The sequence below is a fragment of the Actinoplanes sp. CA-030573 genome (assembly GCF_050951115.1).
Lineage (GTDB): Bacteria > Actinomycetota > Actinomycetes > Mycobacteriales > Micromonosporaceae > Actinoplanes.
Genome location: NZ_CP192038.1, coordinates 3976955 through 3993647 on the forward strand (window position 1 = coordinate 3976955; position 16693 = coordinate 3993647).

Below are 16693 nucleotides of genomic sequence, written 5' to 3' on the forward strand. Positions count from 1 at the left end.
GTGGCCCGTAATCTCACCCCACCCAGTGAACGGGGTGGGGAAAGGTAACGGGGTGGGGAAAGGTAACGGCCCAACTCACCGCCGGCCCAGGATGCCGGCCAGCGCCTCCCGCAGGACGCCCACCGGGTCGTCGGCCGGCCCGTCACTGCGGAAGCAGACGTAGTTGTCCGGCCGCGTCACCACGCACCCCGCGTCCTCCACCTCCCGCAGCCGCGCCCAATCCCCGTAGACGTCCTCATAGTCGGCGCCCGGCCCGATCGTCACCCCCACGAGCGGCACCCCGAGCTCCTCGCCGACGACCGCCGCGGCCTCCACCCACGGCGAACCACCCACCCCGGTCAGCACCGTGAACCGTCCCTGCCCGCCCAGATCCAGCGTGGACACCGAAGCCCGATCGCGCACGACCCACGCGTGCGGCACCTTGGCACCCGGCGTCGTGGTGGCGTGGTGGAACAGCTCGTCGTCGCGGGGGTTCACGGCCGGCTCCCGGCCGTCCGGCTGGACGGCGCGGGAGGCGTACCGCTGATTGAGCTCGACGCCGTGGGTGTTGAACTCGTAGTTCTTGAACTCGATCGCCTCGCGCAACGCCCGCCGCTGCTTCTCCGCCTCGGGTGTGGGCAGCTTGCGCGCCGCCATGTTGCGGCGCAGCTGGTCGGGGTCGCCGGCCGACAGCAGGCCCAGCGCCTCGAAGATGCGGGTCGTCTCGCCGATGCTGCGGTTCGCCCGGTCGACGATCTGCTTGCCGATCGGCGCCCGCTCGGCCGAATAGGTCTCCAGCAACCCGGGACCGGCCGCGCCCCGCAGCACCATCGCCAGCTTCCAGGCCAGGTTGTACGCGTCCTGGATCGACGTGTTCGAGCCGAGCCCGTTGGACGGCGGATGCCGGTGGACGGCGTCGCCGGCGCAGAACACGCGACCGTTCTGGTACGTCTCGGCGTACATGTGGTTGACCGTCCACGCCGACGACGACTTGATGGTGACCGGCACCGAGTCGTCCCCGATGAGGTGGTGGGCGATCCGCCGGGCGTACTCGTCGGTGAGGTCGGGCGGTTCGCCGTCGATGTCGTAGCCCCACACGATCAGCCACTCGTGCCAGGGCCGCACGCAGCGGACCAGGCCCATCCCGATGCCGCCGACGTCCGACCCGGTCTGCAGCACCCAGTAGAGCGCGCTCGGCCGGTACGCCGTGTACCTGGTGAGGTCGGCCTCGAAGACGATGTTGATGCTGCCGGCCACGCCCATCGTGCCGACCATCGGCAGCCCGATGTCCTCGGCCACCTTGCTGCGCCCGCCGTCGGCGCCGATCAGGTACTTCGCGCGGATCCGGTACTCGTCGCCGCGCAGCCGGTCGCGTACGGTCGCGGTGACCCCGTCGGCGTCCTGGTCGAGCGCGAGGTACTCGGTCTGGTAGCGGAACGACGTGCCGCGGGCGATGGCGTTCTCCACCAGCACCGGCTCCATCAGGTGCTGCGGCATGTCGCAGATGCTCGACGGCGACGCCAGGTCGTGGTCGGCCTGCCGGGACGGGTGCGTGTACCAGGTGTGCAGCCGGCCCAGCTCCTCGCCGGCCAGGCTGGAGCAGAAGGTGGTGTCGCCCATCAGCCGCTGCGGCGTGGCCCGGGCGATGACCTGGTCCTCGATCCCGGCGTCGCGCAGCACCTCCATCGTGCGCTGGTTGGTGATGTGGGCGCGGGGCGTGTCGGAGAGGCGGCCGTACTTGGTCACCACGATGGTGGCAACGCCGTACGTGCTCAGCAGCAGCGCCGCCGCCCCGCCCGCCGGTCCGCTCCCGACGATGAGCACGTCGGTCTCGACCATGTCCATTGCTCAGATCCCCTCGGGAGCGATTCGGAACGTGAAGGCGACGCGGTCCCCGAACTCGACGATCAGATCGTCCTTGACCCCGAAGACGGCGTCCGAGTCCAGGTACGGGCCGCCGGCCACGAACAACTGGGTGACCAGGCGCCGGAACCCGGGCGCCATGATCATGAAGTGCAGGTGCGGGGCCCGGTACGGGTGCCGGCCGGTCGCGCGCAGCATCTGTCCCACCGGCCCGTCATCCGGGATCGGATACTCCGACGGCCGGATGGTGCGGAACCACAGCCGCCCGTCGCCGCCGGTGCGGAACCGGGCCCGCAGCACCGGCCCCTCCAGGTCGGGCAGCTGCACGTCGTAGAAGCCGTCCCGGTTGGACTGCCAGACGTCGACCACCGCGTCCGGCACCGGCCGCCCGTCGAGGTCGGTGACCGTGATGTCGGCCCGCAGCGGCTCGCCCGGCAGCCCGGCGCCCAGGTCGGTGCCGTGCGGCTGCGCGGGTGGCCCCTCGACGTAGAACGGCCCGAGCACGGCCGAGGGAGTGGAGTCCGGCGAGCGCGAGTTGGTCAGCAGGTCCACCGCGCTGGAGATCCCGAGCGTGTCGGAGAGCAGCACGAACTCCTGCCGGGCCGGTCCGGAGATCTGGCCGGTACGGGTGAGGAAGTCGATCGCGGTGAGCCATTCCGCCTCGGTGAGGTCGTTGTCCCGCACGAACCCGTGCAACCGCCGCACCAGGTCGGCCAGCAGCGCGCCGAGCCGCGGATCGGGTGCCTTGGCGAAGCTCGCCACGACCTGCGCGGTCAGCCGTCCGAGGTCGGGCCGGTCGGTTGCGGCCGGCTGGTCGGTCGGGGCCGGCTGGTCGGTCGGGGCCGGCTGGTCGGTTGGGGCCGGCTGGTCGGTTGGGGCCGGCTGGTCGGTCGGGGCCGGCCGGTCCCCGCGCCACGCCGCGGTCAGCACGCCGAGCACGCCCTCGGCCGTCACCGCGCGCGGATTCGGATAGGGCGTCCCGGTCGCCCGGGTCGCCGCCCCGGCCAGGTCGCGCTCGGCCAGGCCCAGCTCGGCCAGCGAGACCGGCGCGCCGAGCGCGACCGCGAGGTCGTGGATCCCGGCCGGCGCGTCGCTCACCCCGGCGGCCGCGGCGATCCGGCGCATCGCGTCCGGGGCCGCCGCGGCGTTGTAGGCCATCACATGCGGCAGCACCACGGCATGGGTCGGGGAGTGCGGCAGCCCGTAGGAGCCGCCGAGCACGTGGCACAGCTTGTGATGCAGGCCCATCCCCACCGTGCCCAGGCAGATGCCGGCCAGCCACGCGCCGACCAGCGCGTCGGCCCGCGCGTCCAGGTCATCCGGCCGGTCGGCGATCCGCGGCAGGGCCCGGGCGAGCCGCGTGATCGATTCGGTGGCGAAGCCGTCCACGACCGGGTTCCGCTGCGGCGAGTACAGCGCCTCGACCGCGTGCGCCATCGCGTTGAGCCCGCTGGTCACGCTCAGCCCGACCGGCAGCCCCCGGGTCAGCTCCACGTCGTAGAGCACGGCCTTCGGCACCAGGGCGGGGTCGCTGCGGGTGACTTTCTCCCCGGCGGCCGTCTCACCCACCACCGGGGTGACTTCCGAGCCCGCGTACGTCGTGGGCACCGCGATCTGCGGCAGCCCGGTGCGCGCGGCGAGGGCCTTGCCCAGCCCCGTGCTCGAGCCACCGCCGATCGAGACGAGGCAGTCGGCGTCGCGCTCCCGGACGACCGCGAGTGCCTCCTCGGTCACCTCCACCGGCGTGTGCATGGCGACCCGGTCGAACCGTCCCGCCGCCGCGTCGCCGAGAATCGCGAGCGCCCGATCGGCCGTCCCGCCCATGCCCGAGGTGGTCAGCACCAGCGCGCGGCGGGCGCCGAGCCGCTCGACCTCCGCGCGCAGCCGGCTCAGCGTGCCGGCCCCGAAGACCACTCGAGCCGGGTGCGCCGTGTACTCGAACGCTTCCACCCGGTCAGTCTCGCCGCGGCCAGGGCGGCCTTTCCTGCACGATCCTGCTGAGCTGGCTGCACGAAAAGCGCGTCACCGGGCCCGGCGGATCGCCGCCGGGCGCGTCACCGGGCCCGGCGGATCGCCGCCGGGGTCGTGCCCAGGTGCGCCCGCAGCACCCGGCTCAAATGCTCCTGGTGGGAGAAGCCGCAGCGCTGGGCCACCTCGGCGATCGGCAGCCGGCCGCCGCGCAACAGCCGGCACGCCTCGTCCACCCGCCGCCCGATGAGGAACTGATGCGGCGACTGCCCGGTCCGCGCCTTGAACTGCCGCGCGAACTGGCTCACGCTCAATCCCGCGGCGGCGGCCAGGTCACGCAGCGGCAGCGGCTCGGCCAAACGGCCCTCGACCAGCTCGCGCACCGCGGTCAGCTGCCGGTCGGTGAGCCCGGCCCGCGCCTCGACCGGCGCCGGCTCACCCGCGGCGCCGACGCAGTGCCGGCGGGCGAGCTGGGCGGCGAGCGCGTGGCCGAGCAGGTCGACATAGGTGCGGGCCGACGGTTCCCAGGTACGCAACACCCCGTCCAGCGTGAGCATCAGCTGCTCCACCAGCGGATCGAGCGCCCCCAGCTCCTCGGCCAGCTCGACCCGCGCCCCGTCCTGCGACTCCTGCAGCGCGTCATCGGTCAGGTAGGCGTGCACCGTGTCGAGGGGACCGCCCAGCTCGACCGTGAGCTCTTTCCCCGCCGGATGCACAAAGAGGCCACCCGGCGGCACCGTACGCGACCGGGTCAGCCCCAGATGCCCTCGCCGCACCGTGACCGGCCCGTTGAGGTGCAGGATCACCAGATGACTGGCGGCGCCCCCGAACGAGGCGTGATAGGCCCGTTCACTCTGCGTGGAGACATAGAGCCGCTCCCAGCCGAGCCCGCGACTGGTCCGCTCGGGCCGCACCCAGGGCTGACGGAGGATGCCATTGGTGTCCGCCACCGTGAGCTCCGCCATCGCCACGTCTTATCCCGCAACCCGCCGCCCGGTCAAGCCCCGCCGCGTCCGTCCGCGCCGCTTCCCGTCCCGCCGCGCCGCTTCTCATCCGGCCGCGCCGTTTCCCGTCCCGCGCGCCGCTCTCAGCTGGCCGCGCCCCTTCCCGGCCGGCCACGCCCAGGTCGGCCGCGCTGCCTCCTGGCCGCCGGCGGCTCACGCAGCTCGTCGCCGCTCCACCCGCTCCACCGCCGCGCGCAGCAGGGGCTCCCGGGTCGGGTGCGCCCGGGCGTTCGGCGAATCCGGCCCGTGCCGCCGCAGCATGTCGGCGAGCCGCTCCTCGAACTCCATGACCCGCCCGTTCGGCCCGACCGTCTGATCGGCATAGGTCAGCGCGTCGGTTACGGCGCTCTGCTCCCGCGGAAATGCCTCGAGCCGCCCGGCCAGCCCCTGTACCTCGGCCACGCACCACGCCTCCGAGTGATGGGCGACCAGCCCCGCGATGCGGTCGGGCCAGCCGAGGGACCGCAGGTGCAACCCTCCGTCGAGCGGATGGAACCCACTGTCGTACAGCGCCTCGGCATAGCCGATGTCATGCAGCCACGCCGCCGCCACCAGCGCATCCGCGTCCGCCCGGAAGCCCAGCGAGCCCGCGGCAGAGCCCGCGCCCGCGGCAGAGCCCGCGCCCGCGGCAGAGCCCGCGCCCGCGGCAGAGCCCGCGCCCGCGGCAGAGCCCGCGCCCGCGGCAGAGCCCGCGCCCGCGGCAGAGCCCGCGCCCGCGGCAGAGCCCGCGCCCGCGGCAGAGCCCGCGCCCGCGGCAGAGCCCGCGCCCGCGGCAGAGCCCGCGCCCGCGCCAGAGCCCGCGCCCGCCGGACTCGCACCCGGCAGCGTGGCTGCCAGCCGCTCGGCCCGCGCCGCGACGCCGACGGTGTGCCGCCACCGCTCCGGCAGCCCGGCGAGCAGCACCTCGGCCAGCTCCCGGGCGTCGAGCGCCGACGTGCCCTCGCCCGCGCCGGCGGCCGGAACGCTGCGCACGTGCCGCAGCCGGTGCCGGGCCACCCCGGCCGCCGTCAACTGCTCGGCCAGCGACGTCGAGCAGTGGTCGAGGAACACCACCACCCGGTGATCGTCGCCCAGGCTGCACGCGGCGGCCATGGCGCCCAGGTTGATCGGGTCGAGGTCGTCGACGTCGGCCAGGTTGACCACCAGCCGCCGCGGGCGGGTGTGACGGATGGCCTCGACGAGCGTGCGCCGCAGCTCGGCGGTGCCCACGACGTCGACCTCCCCATGGGGCCGGATGACCAGCGTGCCATCCGACTGGGTGGTGACGTCGACCCGGCTGGTCGTCATCGGTTTACCTTCCGTTACCCGAAGCTTTCCGAGTCGTAAAGGCTATGGCGCGCCATCGAGGCTGGTCGAGGGCTGCACGGAAAAGTTCATCTGGTCACGGGGCGGCAACGGCCTCCGCCACCCCGGCGGTCATCGGTTGGTCATGCTCTCGGCCTGCTCGGAGTACCGGCCACCCTGGATCTCGACCTGCGCGGTGACCTCGCCGATCTCGGCGAGGTCCTCGGCGGTCAGGTGCACGTCGGCGGCGCCGATGTTCTCCCGCAGGCGTTCCCGGCGGCGGGTACCGGGGATCGGCACGATCCACGGCTTCTGCGCGAGCAGCCAGGCCAGCGCGATCTGCGCGAGCGTGGCCCTCTTCCGCCCGGCGATCTCCCCGAGCAGGTCGACGAGAGCCTGGTTGGTACGGAACCAAGCCGATGCCGAGCTCTTCGCACATCGGGATGATCTCCGCCTCCGGCCGCTTCCACCACAGCGAGTACTCGTTCTGCACCGCCGTGACCGGCTGCACGGCATGCGCGCGGCGCACGGTCGCGGCGGCGGCCTCGGACATGCCGAAGTGCTTCACCTTGCCCGCCTCGATCAGCTCCCGGACGGCGCCGGCGACGTCCTCGATCGGCACGTCGGGGTTGACGCGGTGCTGGTAGAACAGGTCGATCCGGTCGGTGCGCAGCCGCTTCAGCGACGCGTCCGCCACCTGCTTGATGTGCGACGGGCGGCTCGACAGGCCGGTCTGCCTGCCGTCGGCGTCGAACGCGAAGCCGAACTTGGTGGCGATGACGGCCTGATCGCGTACGGGCTGAAGGGCCTCGCCGACGAGCTCCTCATTGAAGAAAGGCCCATAGACCTCGGCGGTGTCGAAGAAGGTGACGCCGAGCTCGACGGCGGCGCGGATCAGCGCGATGTTGTCGTCGCGGCCGGGGCCGGGCCCGTAGCTCTGGCTCATGCCCATCGCGCCGAATCCGATCGCCGACACCTCGAGGCCGGCGCCGAGAATGCGGGTCTGCATAGCGGTCTCCTCACGGAGGGTGACGTCGATATGGCGCGAGGCCTGGCGTGCGCGCTCCCTTACGCAACGGTATGCCCGCTCGGAACAAACGGGGAGGTCCGGTCACATCACCCCGGATTTCGTTCTCCGCGCTCATCCGTTCGGAAAAGGTGCCGATCGGATTGGCACGGGAGGCGGGGGCTGACCGTGCGATTGCCGCCGGGTTGCGATTGAGGGGCGCCCGGCACACACGAGTCATGAGAGAGACCCGAGATGACCACATCCGTGCCGTCACGGCGTTTGTTCGCCGACCTCAAGGTCAACGTCAAGATTCTCACCGCGGTCAGCATCGCGGTGCTGGTCGCGATCATCGTGGGGATCGTCGGCCTGCTCGCGCTGAGCTCCGCGAGCGCGGCCGCGCAGCTGATCTCGTCCAGCAACGTGGCGAGCATCAAGGCCGTCGGCGACATCAACGCGGCGATGTCCAAGGCCCGGCTGGATCTGGCCAACCACGCGATCTCCATCGACAACGCGACCATGGACGAGTACGAGCGGATGTTCGGCGCTGACCTGAAGGCCGTCCAGGATGCGTTCGCCGCCTACTTGGCGAGCCACCCGGCCACCGACCCGAAGGTGATCGCGGACCTGCAGTCGACCTGGCAGGCGTACGAGCAGATCGCCAGGACCAAGCAGCTACCGGCCGGGAGAGCCAACGACATAGAAGGCTGGCAGAGCACCCGCGACACGCTCATCAGTCCGCTGATGGCCAAGGCGAACCAAGCGCTCGCCACGATCGCCGCGGTGGAGAACGCCGACGCTCAGAAGAACGCCGACTCGGCTACGTCGGGCTACAAGTCCAGCCGCACCACCTCGATCGTCTTGCTGGTCGCCGGGTCGCTGCTCGCCTTGGTCCTGGGTGCCTGGGTGGCCCGTCAGATCGTGCGGTCGCTGGGCAAGGTCAAAGATGTGTGTGACGGCCTGGCCGCCGGCGACCTGACCCGCACCACCGGGCTGACCTCGCGTGACGAGCCGGGCTGATGGGCCGTTCCCTGGACGAGGCGATGGAGCAGCTGCGCCAGACCGTGGCGACCATCGACGGCTCCGCGACGTCGCTGGCCGGCGCGTCGGAGCAGATGTCGGGCACCGCTCAGCAGATCGCCGCTTCGGCGGAACAGACCACGGCGCAGGCGCATGCCGTGTCGGCCGCGGCCGAGGAGATCTCCCGCAGCGTCTCCACCGTCTCGGCCGGGAGCGAGGAGATGGGCGCCGCGATCCGCGAGATCTCCCAGAACGCCGCCGAGGCCGCCCGGGTGGCCTCCGACGCGGTGACTCTCGCGGCGTCGACCTCCTTGACCATGAACAAGCTGGGCGAGTCGTCGGCCGAGATCGGCAATGTCATCAAGGTGATCACCTCGATCGCCGAGCAGACCAACCTGCTCGCGCTGAACGCCACGATCGAGGCGGCTCGCGCCGGCGAGCTCGGCAAGGGTTTCGCCGTCGTGGCGTCGGAAGTCAAGGACCTCGCTCAGGAGACCGCCCGGGCGACCGAGGACATCTCCCGGCGGGTCGAGGCGATCCAGGGTGACACCGGTGGTGCGGTCACCGCGATCGAACAGATCTCGCAGGTCATCGCCCAGATCAGTGACTTCCAGACCACCATCGCCTCGGCCGTGGAGGAGCAGACCGCGACCACGGCGGAGATGAACCGCTCCGCGACCGAAGCAGCGAACGGCTCCGGCGAGATCTCGGCGAACATCACCGGCGTCGCCGAGGCGGCCCGCCTCACGGCCGAAGGCGTCGGCCAGACCCAGCAGGCCAGCGCCGAGCTCGCCCGGATGTCCACCGACCTGAGCGCCCTGGTCAGCAGATTCCGGTACTAGCCGCATGCGGCTCGGCGACCGGCGAGCAGCAACCATAACTACCGGCGTGTAGTTCGGCGGCGAGCGGCATCACGTCACTCGTCCGGGGTAGTCGATCACGGTGATGCCCGATCTCGTGCCGCCGATGCTGGCCACCGCCGGCCGGCTGCCGACCGGGGCGGGCTGGGCGTTCGAGTTCAAGTACGACGGTGTCCGCGCGGTCACCTATACCGACGGGCAGCTGCGGGTGCTCAGCCGCAACGGCAACGACCTCACCCGTACGTATCCGGAGCTCGCCGAGGTGGGGGAGCTGCTGGCCGGCCGGGAGGCGATCGTCGACGGCGAGATCGTGGCGCTCGCCGAGGGTGACCGGCCGTCGTTCGCGCGCCTGCAGAGCCGCATGCACGTCGCGGCGCCGGCGGCGGCCCTGTTGCGCTCGGTGCCGGTCCGCTACTACGTCTTCGACCTGCTGTATCTCGACGGGGTGAGCCTGCTCGACGAGCCCTACCTGCGCCGCCGGGAGGTGCTGCGCGGGCTAGGACTGGGCGGCGCGTCGGTGCGGGTGCCGACGGCCTTCACCGAGGCGCACGGGCAGGCGGTGCTGCGGGCGTCGGAGCTGGCCGGCTTCGAGGGCGTGGTGGCCAAGCGGCTGGCGGCGCCGTACCGCCCCGGCAAGCGGTCGGCCGACTGGACCAAGGTGCCTCTCATCCGTACCCAGGAAGTCGTGGTCATCGGTTTTGAGGAGGGCGAGGGCCGTCGCACCGGCACGCTCGGGGCACTGCTGCTGGGGATCCGGAACTCCCAGGGCGATCTGGTGTACGCCGGGCAGGTCGGCACCGGCTTCACCGACGCGATGCTGCGTCATCTCCGTGGCGAGCTGGAGTCGCGCCGCCGGAAGACGGCACCGGTCGGCGGGGTGCCGCGCGAGCACGCCCGCAAGGCCCGCTGGGTGGAGCCCGACCTGGTGGGCGAGGTCGCCTTCCGCACCTGGACCACCGACGGCCGGCTGCGGCACGCCTCGTGGCGGGGACTGCGCCCGGACCGCCCGCCGTCGGCCGCGACGATGCCCGGCGCGTCGGGTTCGACGATGCCCGACGCCGAGGTGAAGGGCGCGATGACCACCCCGGACGGCGAGTGGCGGGTCGAGGTCGTCAGCCGCAGCGGGGTCGACTCGTTCCGCATCCGGCACGGCGACAACGTGGTCGAGGGCCTCGACATCGGCGGCGTGGAGCAGCTGCTCGCCCGGCGCGGCATCGACCTGCGCGTCCTCAAGGAAGCGTGACGCAGGCGGCGGCCCGGTCCAGCAGCAGGGTCCGCTCCCGCTCGTTGCGGGTCATCGACGCCGCCCGCTCGAACTCGGCCCGCGCCTCGGCGTGCCGGCCCAGCCTGACCAGGAAGTCACCGCGCACGCTGGGCAGCAGGTGATAGCCGCTCAGGGCGGGCAGCGCCGTCAGCTGGTCCAGCAGCTCGAGCCCGGCCTCCGGCCCGTACGCCATGGTCAGCGCCACCGCCCGGTTCAGCTCGACCACCGGCGACGGCGACGTCTCGGCCAGCCGGTCATAGAGCCGGGCGATGCGCTCCCAGTCGGTGTCGGCGAAGCGGCGGGCGCGCGCATGGCAGGCGGAGATCGCGGCCTGCAGCACGTACGGGCCCGGCTCGCCCCCGGCCAGCGCCTCCGCCCGCTCGAGCGCCGCCAGGCCGCGGCGGATCAGCAGCTGGTCCCAGCGGGCCCGGTTCTGGTCGGCCAGCAGGATCGGCTCGCCGCCCGGCCCGGTCCGGGCGGCCGACCGGGACGCCTGGATCTCCATGAGCGCCACCAGGCCGTGCACCTCGGGCTCGCGCGGGGTGAGCCGGGCCAGGACCCGCCCCAGCCGCAGGGCGTCCTCGCACAGCCCCGGCCGCATCCAGTCGTCGCCGGCGGTGGCCGAATAGCCTTCGTTGAAGATCAGGTAGATCACTTCGAGCACCGAGGAGAGCCGGGTCGCGAGCTCGTCACCCCGCGGCACCTCGAACGGCACCTTCGCGCCGGCCAGGGTCTTCTTGGCCCGCACGATCCGCTGCGCCACGGTCGTCTCCGGTACCAGGAAGGCCCGGGCGATCTCGTCGGTGGTCAGGCCGCCGAGCAGCCGCAGGGTCAGCGCGGCGCGGGCCTCGGTCGACAGCACCGGGTGGCAGGCCACGAAGACCAGCCGCAGCAGGTCGTCGCCGATGCCGTCGTCCTCGGCCACCATCGCGCCCACGTCCGGGCTGGTCTCCTCGAGGTCGCGGCCGACCTCCTCGACCTTGCGCCGGAGGGTCTCGTTGCGCCGGATCTGGTCGATGGCCCGGCGCTTGGCCGTGGTCATCAGCCACGCGCCCGGATTGTCCGGCACGCCCTGGGCCGGCCACTGCTCCAGCGCCGCGACCAGCGCGTCCTGCGCCAGCTCCTCGGCCGTGCCGACGTCGCGGACGAGCCGGGCCAGCCCGGCGATGAGGCGCGGCGACTCGATCCGCCAGACCGCCTCGATCGCGCGGTGGGTGTCAAGGGTCACCGACCCCGTCTACCGCACCGCGCGATCAGAGGCAACCGATCACTACCAGACGCCCTGCGCGTCCCGCTTCTCGACCGCCTCCCGCAGCTCGGGGGTGAGGCTCTCGCCGAGGTCGTCGGCCCCGATGACCTGCCGGATCTCGATGTTCGTCGCCTCCCCGCCGCTCGGGAGCTGGATCGGGCAGCGCTTGAACCACTCGACGCACTCCTCCAGCGACTTCGTCTCGACCAGGAAGAACCCGCCGACCAGCTCCTTGGTCTCGGCGAACGGCCCGTCCACCACGGTCTTCTTCCCGCCGTCGAAGTAGATCCGGGCACCCTTGGCGCTGGGGTGGATGCCCTCGGCCGCCAGCAGCACACCGGCGTCCATCATCTCCTGGATGAACTCGCCCATCGTGGCGATCTCGTCGGTGCTGACCGGCCGGCCCGACTCGCTGTCCGCCGTGGCCTTGGTGATCACCATGAACCGCATTGTGTTTCTCCTCTTGTCAGGTGCGTTCTCACCAACGCGTCGAACGGCGGACGGCTCGTTCGACATCCTCCCGAACATTTTCCGGCCCGCGGACCATCTTTCCGCGGCCGGACCACCGAGCCCGCACAAGCGGTGGTACAGCGCCGAACCACTTCGCGGGCCGGGGGCATTACCGTCGGGCTCATGACCTCACGCCGGAGTATCGACCCGGTGGTCGGCGAGCGGATCCGCGCACGCCGGCTGCTGCGAGGGTGGAGCGTGCGGTACGCCGCGAGCCGCGCCGGGGTCTCGCATGCCACCTGGAGCCGGATCGAACGGGGGCTGCAGGCGGCCGACAACCGGTTCATGCTGGCCGGCATCGCCGGGGCGCTGGAGTGCGCCGCCGACGATCTGGCCGGGGTCGCGGCGCCGGCCGCCGACCGGGCGACCGCGGCCGCCCGGGCCGGCGTCGCCGGGCTGCGCCGGGCTCTGATCGACATCGACCTCGCCGAGCCGCCGGCCGGGGACGCGCCGTCCCTGGCCGAGCTCGCCCGCGGCGTCGCGCTGGCCGACGCCCGGCACAACGCGTGCGACTACGCCGGCGCTGCCCGGCTGCTGCCGGGCCTGCTGCGCGACCTGCACACCGAGACGGCCGGCCCGGACCACCTCGAGGCCCTGCGGCTGCTCTGTGAGGCGACCCACGTCGCCTCCTCGGTGCTGCGCAGCCTCGGGCACCCGGCCGACGCCTGGCTGGCCGCCGAGCGGTGCCGCGACGCCGCGGACGCGGCCGGCGACCCGGTGCTGCGCGGCTTCGCGGCGTACGCGCTGGCCCGCTCCGCGGTCGCCTGCGGGTCGTACCGGCGGGGCCAGACGCTGGCCGAGCGGGCCGTGGACGACCTTGGCCGGCATCTCGGCCGTCCGGGCGGGGCCGAGATCCTCGGCTCGCTGCACCTGGTCGCCGCGATGGCCGGCCGGTGCCGGCAGCGCCTGGACGACAGCCGGGACTGGCTGGCCGAGGCGGCCACGCTGGCCCGCCGCACCGGCGAGCTGACCACGCTGGGCATGTTCTTCGGCCCGACCAACGTGAACATCTGGCGGATGAGCATCGAGGTCGAGGAGGGCGACCCGGCCACGGTGATCGAGATCGCCCGGAGCACCGACCCGGCCGCGATCCAGGCCGGCGTCCGGCAGGTCTTCTACTACGCCGATACCGCCCGGGCCCTGACCCGTCTCGGCGGCCGCGACCGCGAGGCGATCCGCTTTCTGCTGACCGCCGAGCGGATCGCCCCGCAGCACGTGCGCACGTCGGCCGAGCTGGCGGCCACAACCCGGGTGCTGCTCGACCGGTCCCGGCGGCGGGCCGGCGGCGCCGAGCTGCGCGGCCTGGGCGAGCGGATGCGGCTGGCCTGACCGTCACCGCCGGATGACGGCGGAGCCGATCGACGAAGGGACCTGCGTCAGGGCTTCAGGACGACCTTGATGCAACCGTCCTGTTTGTTCTTGAAGATCTCGTACGCGTGCGGCGCCTCCTCGAGCGGCAACCGGTGCGTCACCAGGTCGTCGACGCCGAGCGGGTCGTCGTCGCCGGTCAGCAGCGGGACGATGTCGTCGACCCAGCGCTTGACGTGGGCCTGGCCCATCCGCAGCGTGACGCCCTTGTCGAAGAGGTCCATCATCGGCATCGGGTCGGCCTGCCCGCCGTACACGCCGATGATCGAGACCGTGCCGGCGCGGCGGACCGCGCCGAAAGCGTCGGTGAGCGCGGCCATCCGGTCGATGCCGAAGGTGTCGATGGCCTTGCGGGCGAGCGCGTCGGGCAGCTTGCCGGCCGCCTTCACCGCCGCCGCCTGCACCGGCGAGCCGTGCGCCTCCATGCCGACCGACTCGACCACACCGTCGGCGCCGCGGCCGCCGGTCATCTCCAGGACTGCCGCCGGCACGTCGTCGACCTCGGACTGGTCCAGCACCTCGATGCCGTGGCGGGCGGCCATGGCCAGCCGCTCGGGCACGTTGTCGGAGGCGATGACCCGTTCGGCGCCGAGGTGGCGGGCGATGCGGGCGGTCATCTGGCCGATCGGGCCGAGCCCGGTCACGAAGACGGTGTCGCCGGGCTGGATGTCGGCGTACCGGGCCGCCTGCCACGACGTGGTGAGCACGTCGGAGAGGAAGAGGAAGCGCTCGTCGGGGATGCCGTCGGGCACCTTGACCGGCCCGAAGTGGGCCTGCGGCACCCGCAGGTACTCGGCCTGCCCGCCCGGCACCTGACCGTAGAGCTTCGTGTAGCCGAACAGCGCGGCGCCCTTGTGCTGGTCCTTGACCTGGGTGGTCTCGCACTGGGCGAAGTAGCCGCGCGAGCACATCCAGCACCGGCCACAGGAGATGTTGAACGGGATCACCACCCGGTCGCCGGGCTTGATGTGGGTGACCTCCGGACCGACCTCTTCGACGATGCCCATCGGCTCGTGCCCGAGGATGTCGCCGGGGTCGAGGAACATCCCGAGCACGTCGTAAAGGTGCAGGTCGGAGCCGCAGATGGCGGTCGAGGTGATGCGCACGACGGCGTCGGTCGGCTCCTGGATCTGCGGGTCCGGCACCGTCTCCACCGAGACCTTGCCGGTGCCCTGCCATGTCAAAGCTCTCATGACCTCATCCGTGCCCGGGAGCGGACCGGTTATTCCGGTGTTTGCGGCTGTTGTCCTCGGGCAAGTGTGGGTATGTGTTGATGACTGAGGACCTGGACCAGGCCGCTGACCTGTATCTGGCCGCCCTCGCCGACGCCGGCGAGCGGCGACGGGAGCGGCTGCGGGACGAGTTCGTCGGCCGGTGCCTGCCGCTGGCCGGCCGGCTGGCGCGGCGCTTCGGCGGTCGCGGCGAGCCGGCCGAGGACCTCGAACAGGTCGCCCGGCTCGGGCTGGTCAAGGCGGTCAACCGGTTCGACCCGGAGCGCGGCTCGTTCACCGCGTACGCCATCATCACCATCACCGGCGAGATCAAGCGGCACTTCCGCAACCACGGCTGGGGCATGCACGTGACCCGCCGCCTGCAGAACCTGATGCTCGAGGTGGGCCAGGCGACCCGGGATCTCACCGCCGAGCTGTCCCGCCGCCCCACCGACGACGAGGTCGCGGCCCGGATGGCCATCGACGTGGAGGACGTGCGCGACGCCCGGTCGGTCTCGGCCGCGTACTCGCCCGGCTCGCTCAACGCGCCGGCCGAGGGCTACGAGTCGCGGGAGGTCGGCGACCTGCTCGGCGAGCTCGACGCCGATCTCGGCCACATCGACGACCGGCTCACCGTCGAGCGTCTCATCTGCCACCTGCCGGCCCGTGAGCGGCGGATGCTGGCCCTGCGCTTCTACGGCAACCGCAGCCAGACCGAGATCGCCGACGAGCTCGGCATCTCGCAGATGCACGTGTCCCGCCAGCTGTCCCGGGCCCTGGCCTGGCTGCGGGACGCGATGCTCGGCGACGACATTCCGCCGTGGCCGGGCGTCGACCACACCGAGCACCGCTTCACCATCGGGACCTCCTGGCACGGCAACGACATCCGGCTGCGGGTGCGCGGCGAGGTCGACCGGGACAACGCCGGCATCCTGCGTGACGAGCTGGTGGCGGTGGTACGCGCCGGGCAGCGCCTGGTCGTGGACCTCTCCGGCGTTCCGCTGCTCGACGCGGCCGGCATCGGGGTGCCGGTGGCGGTGCACGAGGCGGCCCGGGTGCGCGGCGCCGAGGTGCGGGTGACGGGCCTTCAGCCGTACGCGTCCCAGATCGCCGCCGCCACCGGCCTGCGCGACCTGCTAGGGCAGTAGCACCACCTTCCCGCTCGCCCGGTTCTCCTCCGTGTACCGGTGCGCGGCGACCACGTCGTCGAGGGCGAACGCCCGGTCGACGTGCGGCCGGCAGGCGCCCGCCTCCACCTGGCCGACGATCCGCTGCAGCACCGCCGTGGCGCCCTTGAGGTTGTCGCTGTGAAAGGCCGTGAGCCGGGTCCCGGACGGGATCATCGCGATCGGCTCGAAGCCGTCGATCAGCCAGCCGCTCAGCGAGCCCGCCACGCACACCGTCCCGCCCCGGCGCACCAGCCGCAGCGAGTCGGCGACCGTACGGGCCCCGACCAGGTCGAGCACGTGGGTCGGCTGTTCCGGCAGCGGCTCACCCTCGAGAAGGATGCGTCCGCCCGCCTTGGCCGGGGATCGCGTCGTGGCCCAGACCTCGATGCCCGCCGCCGTGGCGAGCGACGCCGCGGCCCGCCCCACCGACGACGTGCCGCCCCGGATCAGCAGCCGGTCGCCGGCCGCCATCGCCAGCGTGTCGAGCGCGCCTCGCGCCGTCAGGAAGGTCTCGGGCAGCGCCGCCAGCACCGCCCACGGCAGTCTCGTGGTGAGGGGCATGAGCAGCGCGTTCGGCAACAGCGCGAACTCGGCGTAGCCGCCGTCGAACTGCCGGCCCATCTCGCCCATCACCGCCGCCACGGTCGTGCCCTCCGGCAGCGCCGGATCGCTCGAGGCGGCCACCGTGCCCACGCACTCGATGCCCAGCACCCGGGGAAACCGGACGTCCGGCGAGTGCCCCTGCCGGGTGCGCAGCTCCGACCGGTTCAGGCCGGCGCCGCGTACCCGCACCAGGCTCCAGCCGTCCCGCACCGCCGGCACCGGCAGCTCCCGCATCTCAAGGACCTCGGGGCCGCCGGCCCGCACACAGACCGCCGCACGCATCGTCGTCATGCCTTCACCGTCGCCGGGCGAGCCCCTGGCCGCCCACCGGTACG

12 protein-coding genes and 1 pseudogene are annotated in these 16693 nt (G+C 72.7%); 4 read left to right on the plus strand and 9 right to left on the minus strand.

The features are described 5' to 3' along the window. Positions 1-75: 75 nt before the first annotated feature. The 5 genes from ACQP2F_RS18470 to ACQP2F_RS18490 form a co-directional block, all read right to left on the minus strand. Complete coding sequence (locus ACQP2F_RS18470) at positions 76-1824, minus strand: FAD-dependent oxidoreductase (protein ID WP_433305586.1); 1749 nt, start codon at positions 1822-1824, stop codon at positions 76-78. 3 nt (positions 1825-1827) lie between these two features. Then, the gene (locus tag ACQP2F_RS18475) at positions 1828-3792 is read right to left on the minus strand and encodes an iron-containing alcohol dehydrogenase (RefSeq protein ID WP_433305588.1); all 1965 of its coding nucleotides are present in this window, start codon (positions 3790-3792) and stop codon (positions 1828-1830) included. A 104-nt stretch (positions 3793-3896) separates the two neighbouring features. Further along, on the minus strand, positions 3897-4760 hold the full coding sequence (locus ACQP2F_RS18480; protein ID WP_433305590.1) for a helix-turn-helix domain-containing protein: 864 nt from the start codon (positions 4758-4760) through the stop codon (positions 3897-3899). 207 nt (positions 4761-4967) lie between these two features. After that, complete coding sequence (locus tag ACQP2F_RS18485) at positions 4968-6101, minus strand: STAS domain-containing protein (protein ID WP_433305592.1); 1134 nt, start codon at positions 6099-6101, stop codon at positions 4968-4970. 94 nt (positions 6102-6195) lie between these two features. Further along, positions 6196-7107, minus strand: a complete 912-nt coding sequence (locus tag ACQP2F_RS18490; protein ID WP_433305594.1) for an aldo/keto reductase — start codon at positions 7105-7107, stop codon at positions 6196-6198. A 252-nt stretch (positions 7108-7359) separates the two neighbouring features. Here ACQP2F_RS18490 and ACQP2F_RS18495 point away from each other — a divergent pair. Together ACQP2F_RS18495 and ligD are read left to right on the plus strand one after the other, a co-directional pair. Continuing rightward, positions 7360-8966 (plus strand): annotated as a pseudogene (locus ACQP2F_RS18495) (methyl-accepting chemotaxis protein). Positions 8967-9069: 103 nt separating this feature from the next. Next, on the plus strand, positions 9070-10227 hold the full coding sequence (gene ligD, locus ACQP2F_RS18500; protein ID WP_433305596.1) for a non-homologous end-joining DNA ligase: 1158 nt from the start codon (positions 9070-9072) through the stop codon (positions 10225-10227). Here ligD and ACQP2F_RS18505 read toward each other — a convergent pair. Both ACQP2F_RS18505 and ACQP2F_RS18510 read right to left on the minus strand, forming a co-directional pair. Further along, complete coding sequence (locus ACQP2F_RS18505; protein WP_433305598.1) at positions 10214-11476, minus strand: RNA polymerase sigma factor; 1263 nt, start codon at positions 11474-11476, stop codon at positions 10214-10216. The two genes, ligD and ACQP2F_RS18505, sit on opposite strands and share 14 nt — an antisense overlap. A 42-nt stretch (positions 11477-11518) precedes the next feature. Then, entirely contained in the window at positions 11519-11938 is a 420-nt protein-coding gene (locus ACQP2F_RS18510; protein ID WP_433305600.1) for a YciI family protein, read from the minus strand. A gap of 192 nt (positions 11939-12130) precedes the next feature. Between ACQP2F_RS18510 and ACQP2F_RS18515 the strand changes: the two genes are divergently transcribed. Next, entirely contained in the window at positions 12131-13336 is a 1206-nt protein-coding gene (locus ACQP2F_RS18515; RefSeq protein ID WP_433305602.1) for a helix-turn-helix domain-containing protein, read from the plus strand. 47 nt (positions 13337-13383) lie between these two features. On the opposite strand, the gene ACQP2F_RS18520 is transcribed toward ACQP2F_RS18515, so the two are convergent. Next, positions 13384-14568, minus strand: coding sequence for a zinc-dependent alcohol dehydrogenase (locus ACQP2F_RS18520; protein ID WP_433305604.1), 1185 nt, complete (start codon positions 14566-14568; stop codon positions 13384-13386). Between the two features lie 80 nt (positions 14569-14648). On the opposite strand from ACQP2F_RS18520, the gene ACQP2F_RS18525 reads away from it, so the two are divergent. Then, a complete protein-coding gene (locus ACQP2F_RS18525; protein WP_433305606.1) occupies positions 14649-15734 on the plus strand; it encodes a sigma-70 family RNA polymerase sigma factor in 1086 nt (361 codons plus the stop codon). On the opposite strand, the gene ACQP2F_RS18530 is transcribed toward ACQP2F_RS18525, so the two are convergent. Then, positions 15723-16649 carry a zinc-binding dehydrogenase gene (locus ACQP2F_RS18530; RefSeq protein WP_433305608.1) on the minus strand — a complete coding sequence of 309 codons (927 nt, stop codon included), beginning with the start codon at positions 16647-16649 and terminating at the stop codon, positions 15723-15725. The two genes, ACQP2F_RS18525 and ACQP2F_RS18530, sit on opposite strands and share 12 nt — an antisense overlap. Positions 16650-16693: the final 44 nt, after the last annotated feature.

Bases quoted from the DNA above. Each gene is read 5' to 3' on its own strand.
- ACQP2F_RS18490 (WP_433305594.1), bottom strand. From the start codon at position 7,107: ATGCAGACCCGCATTCTCGGCGCCGGCCTCGAGGTGTCGGCGATCGGA.
- ACQP2F_RS18520 (WP_433305604.1), bottom strand. From the start codon at position 14,568: ATGAGAGCTTTGACATGGCAGGGCACCGGCAAGGTCTCGGTGGAGACG.
- ACQP2F_RS18510 (WP_433305600.1), bottom strand. From the start codon at position 11,938: ATGGTGATCACCAAGGCCACGGCGGACAGCGAGTCGGGCCGGCCGGTC.
- ACQP2F_RS18485 (WP_433305592.1), bottom strand. From the start codon at position 6,101: ATGACGACCAGCCGGGTCGACGTCACCACCCAGTCGGATGGCACGCTG.
- ACQP2F_RS18530 (WP_433305608.1), bottom strand. From the start codon at position 16,649: ATGACGACGATGCGTGCGGCGGTCTGTGTGCGGGCCGGCGGCCCCGAG.
- ACQP2F_RS18525 (WP_433305606.1), top strand. From the start codon at position 14,649: ATGACTGAGGACCTGGACCAGGCCGCTGACCTGTATCTGGCCGCCCTC.
- ACQP2F_RS18515 (WP_433305602.1), top strand. From the start codon at position 12,131: ATGACCTCACGCCGGAGTATCGACCCGGTGGTCGGCGAGCGGATCCGC.
- ligD (WP_433305596.1), top strand. From the start codon at position 9,070: ATGCCCGATCTCGTGCCGCCGATGCTGGCCACCGCCGGCCGGCTGCCG.
- ACQP2F_RS18470 (WP_433305586.1), bottom strand. From the start codon at position 1,824: ATGGACATGGTCGAGACCGACGTGCTCATCGTCGGGAGCGGACCGGCG.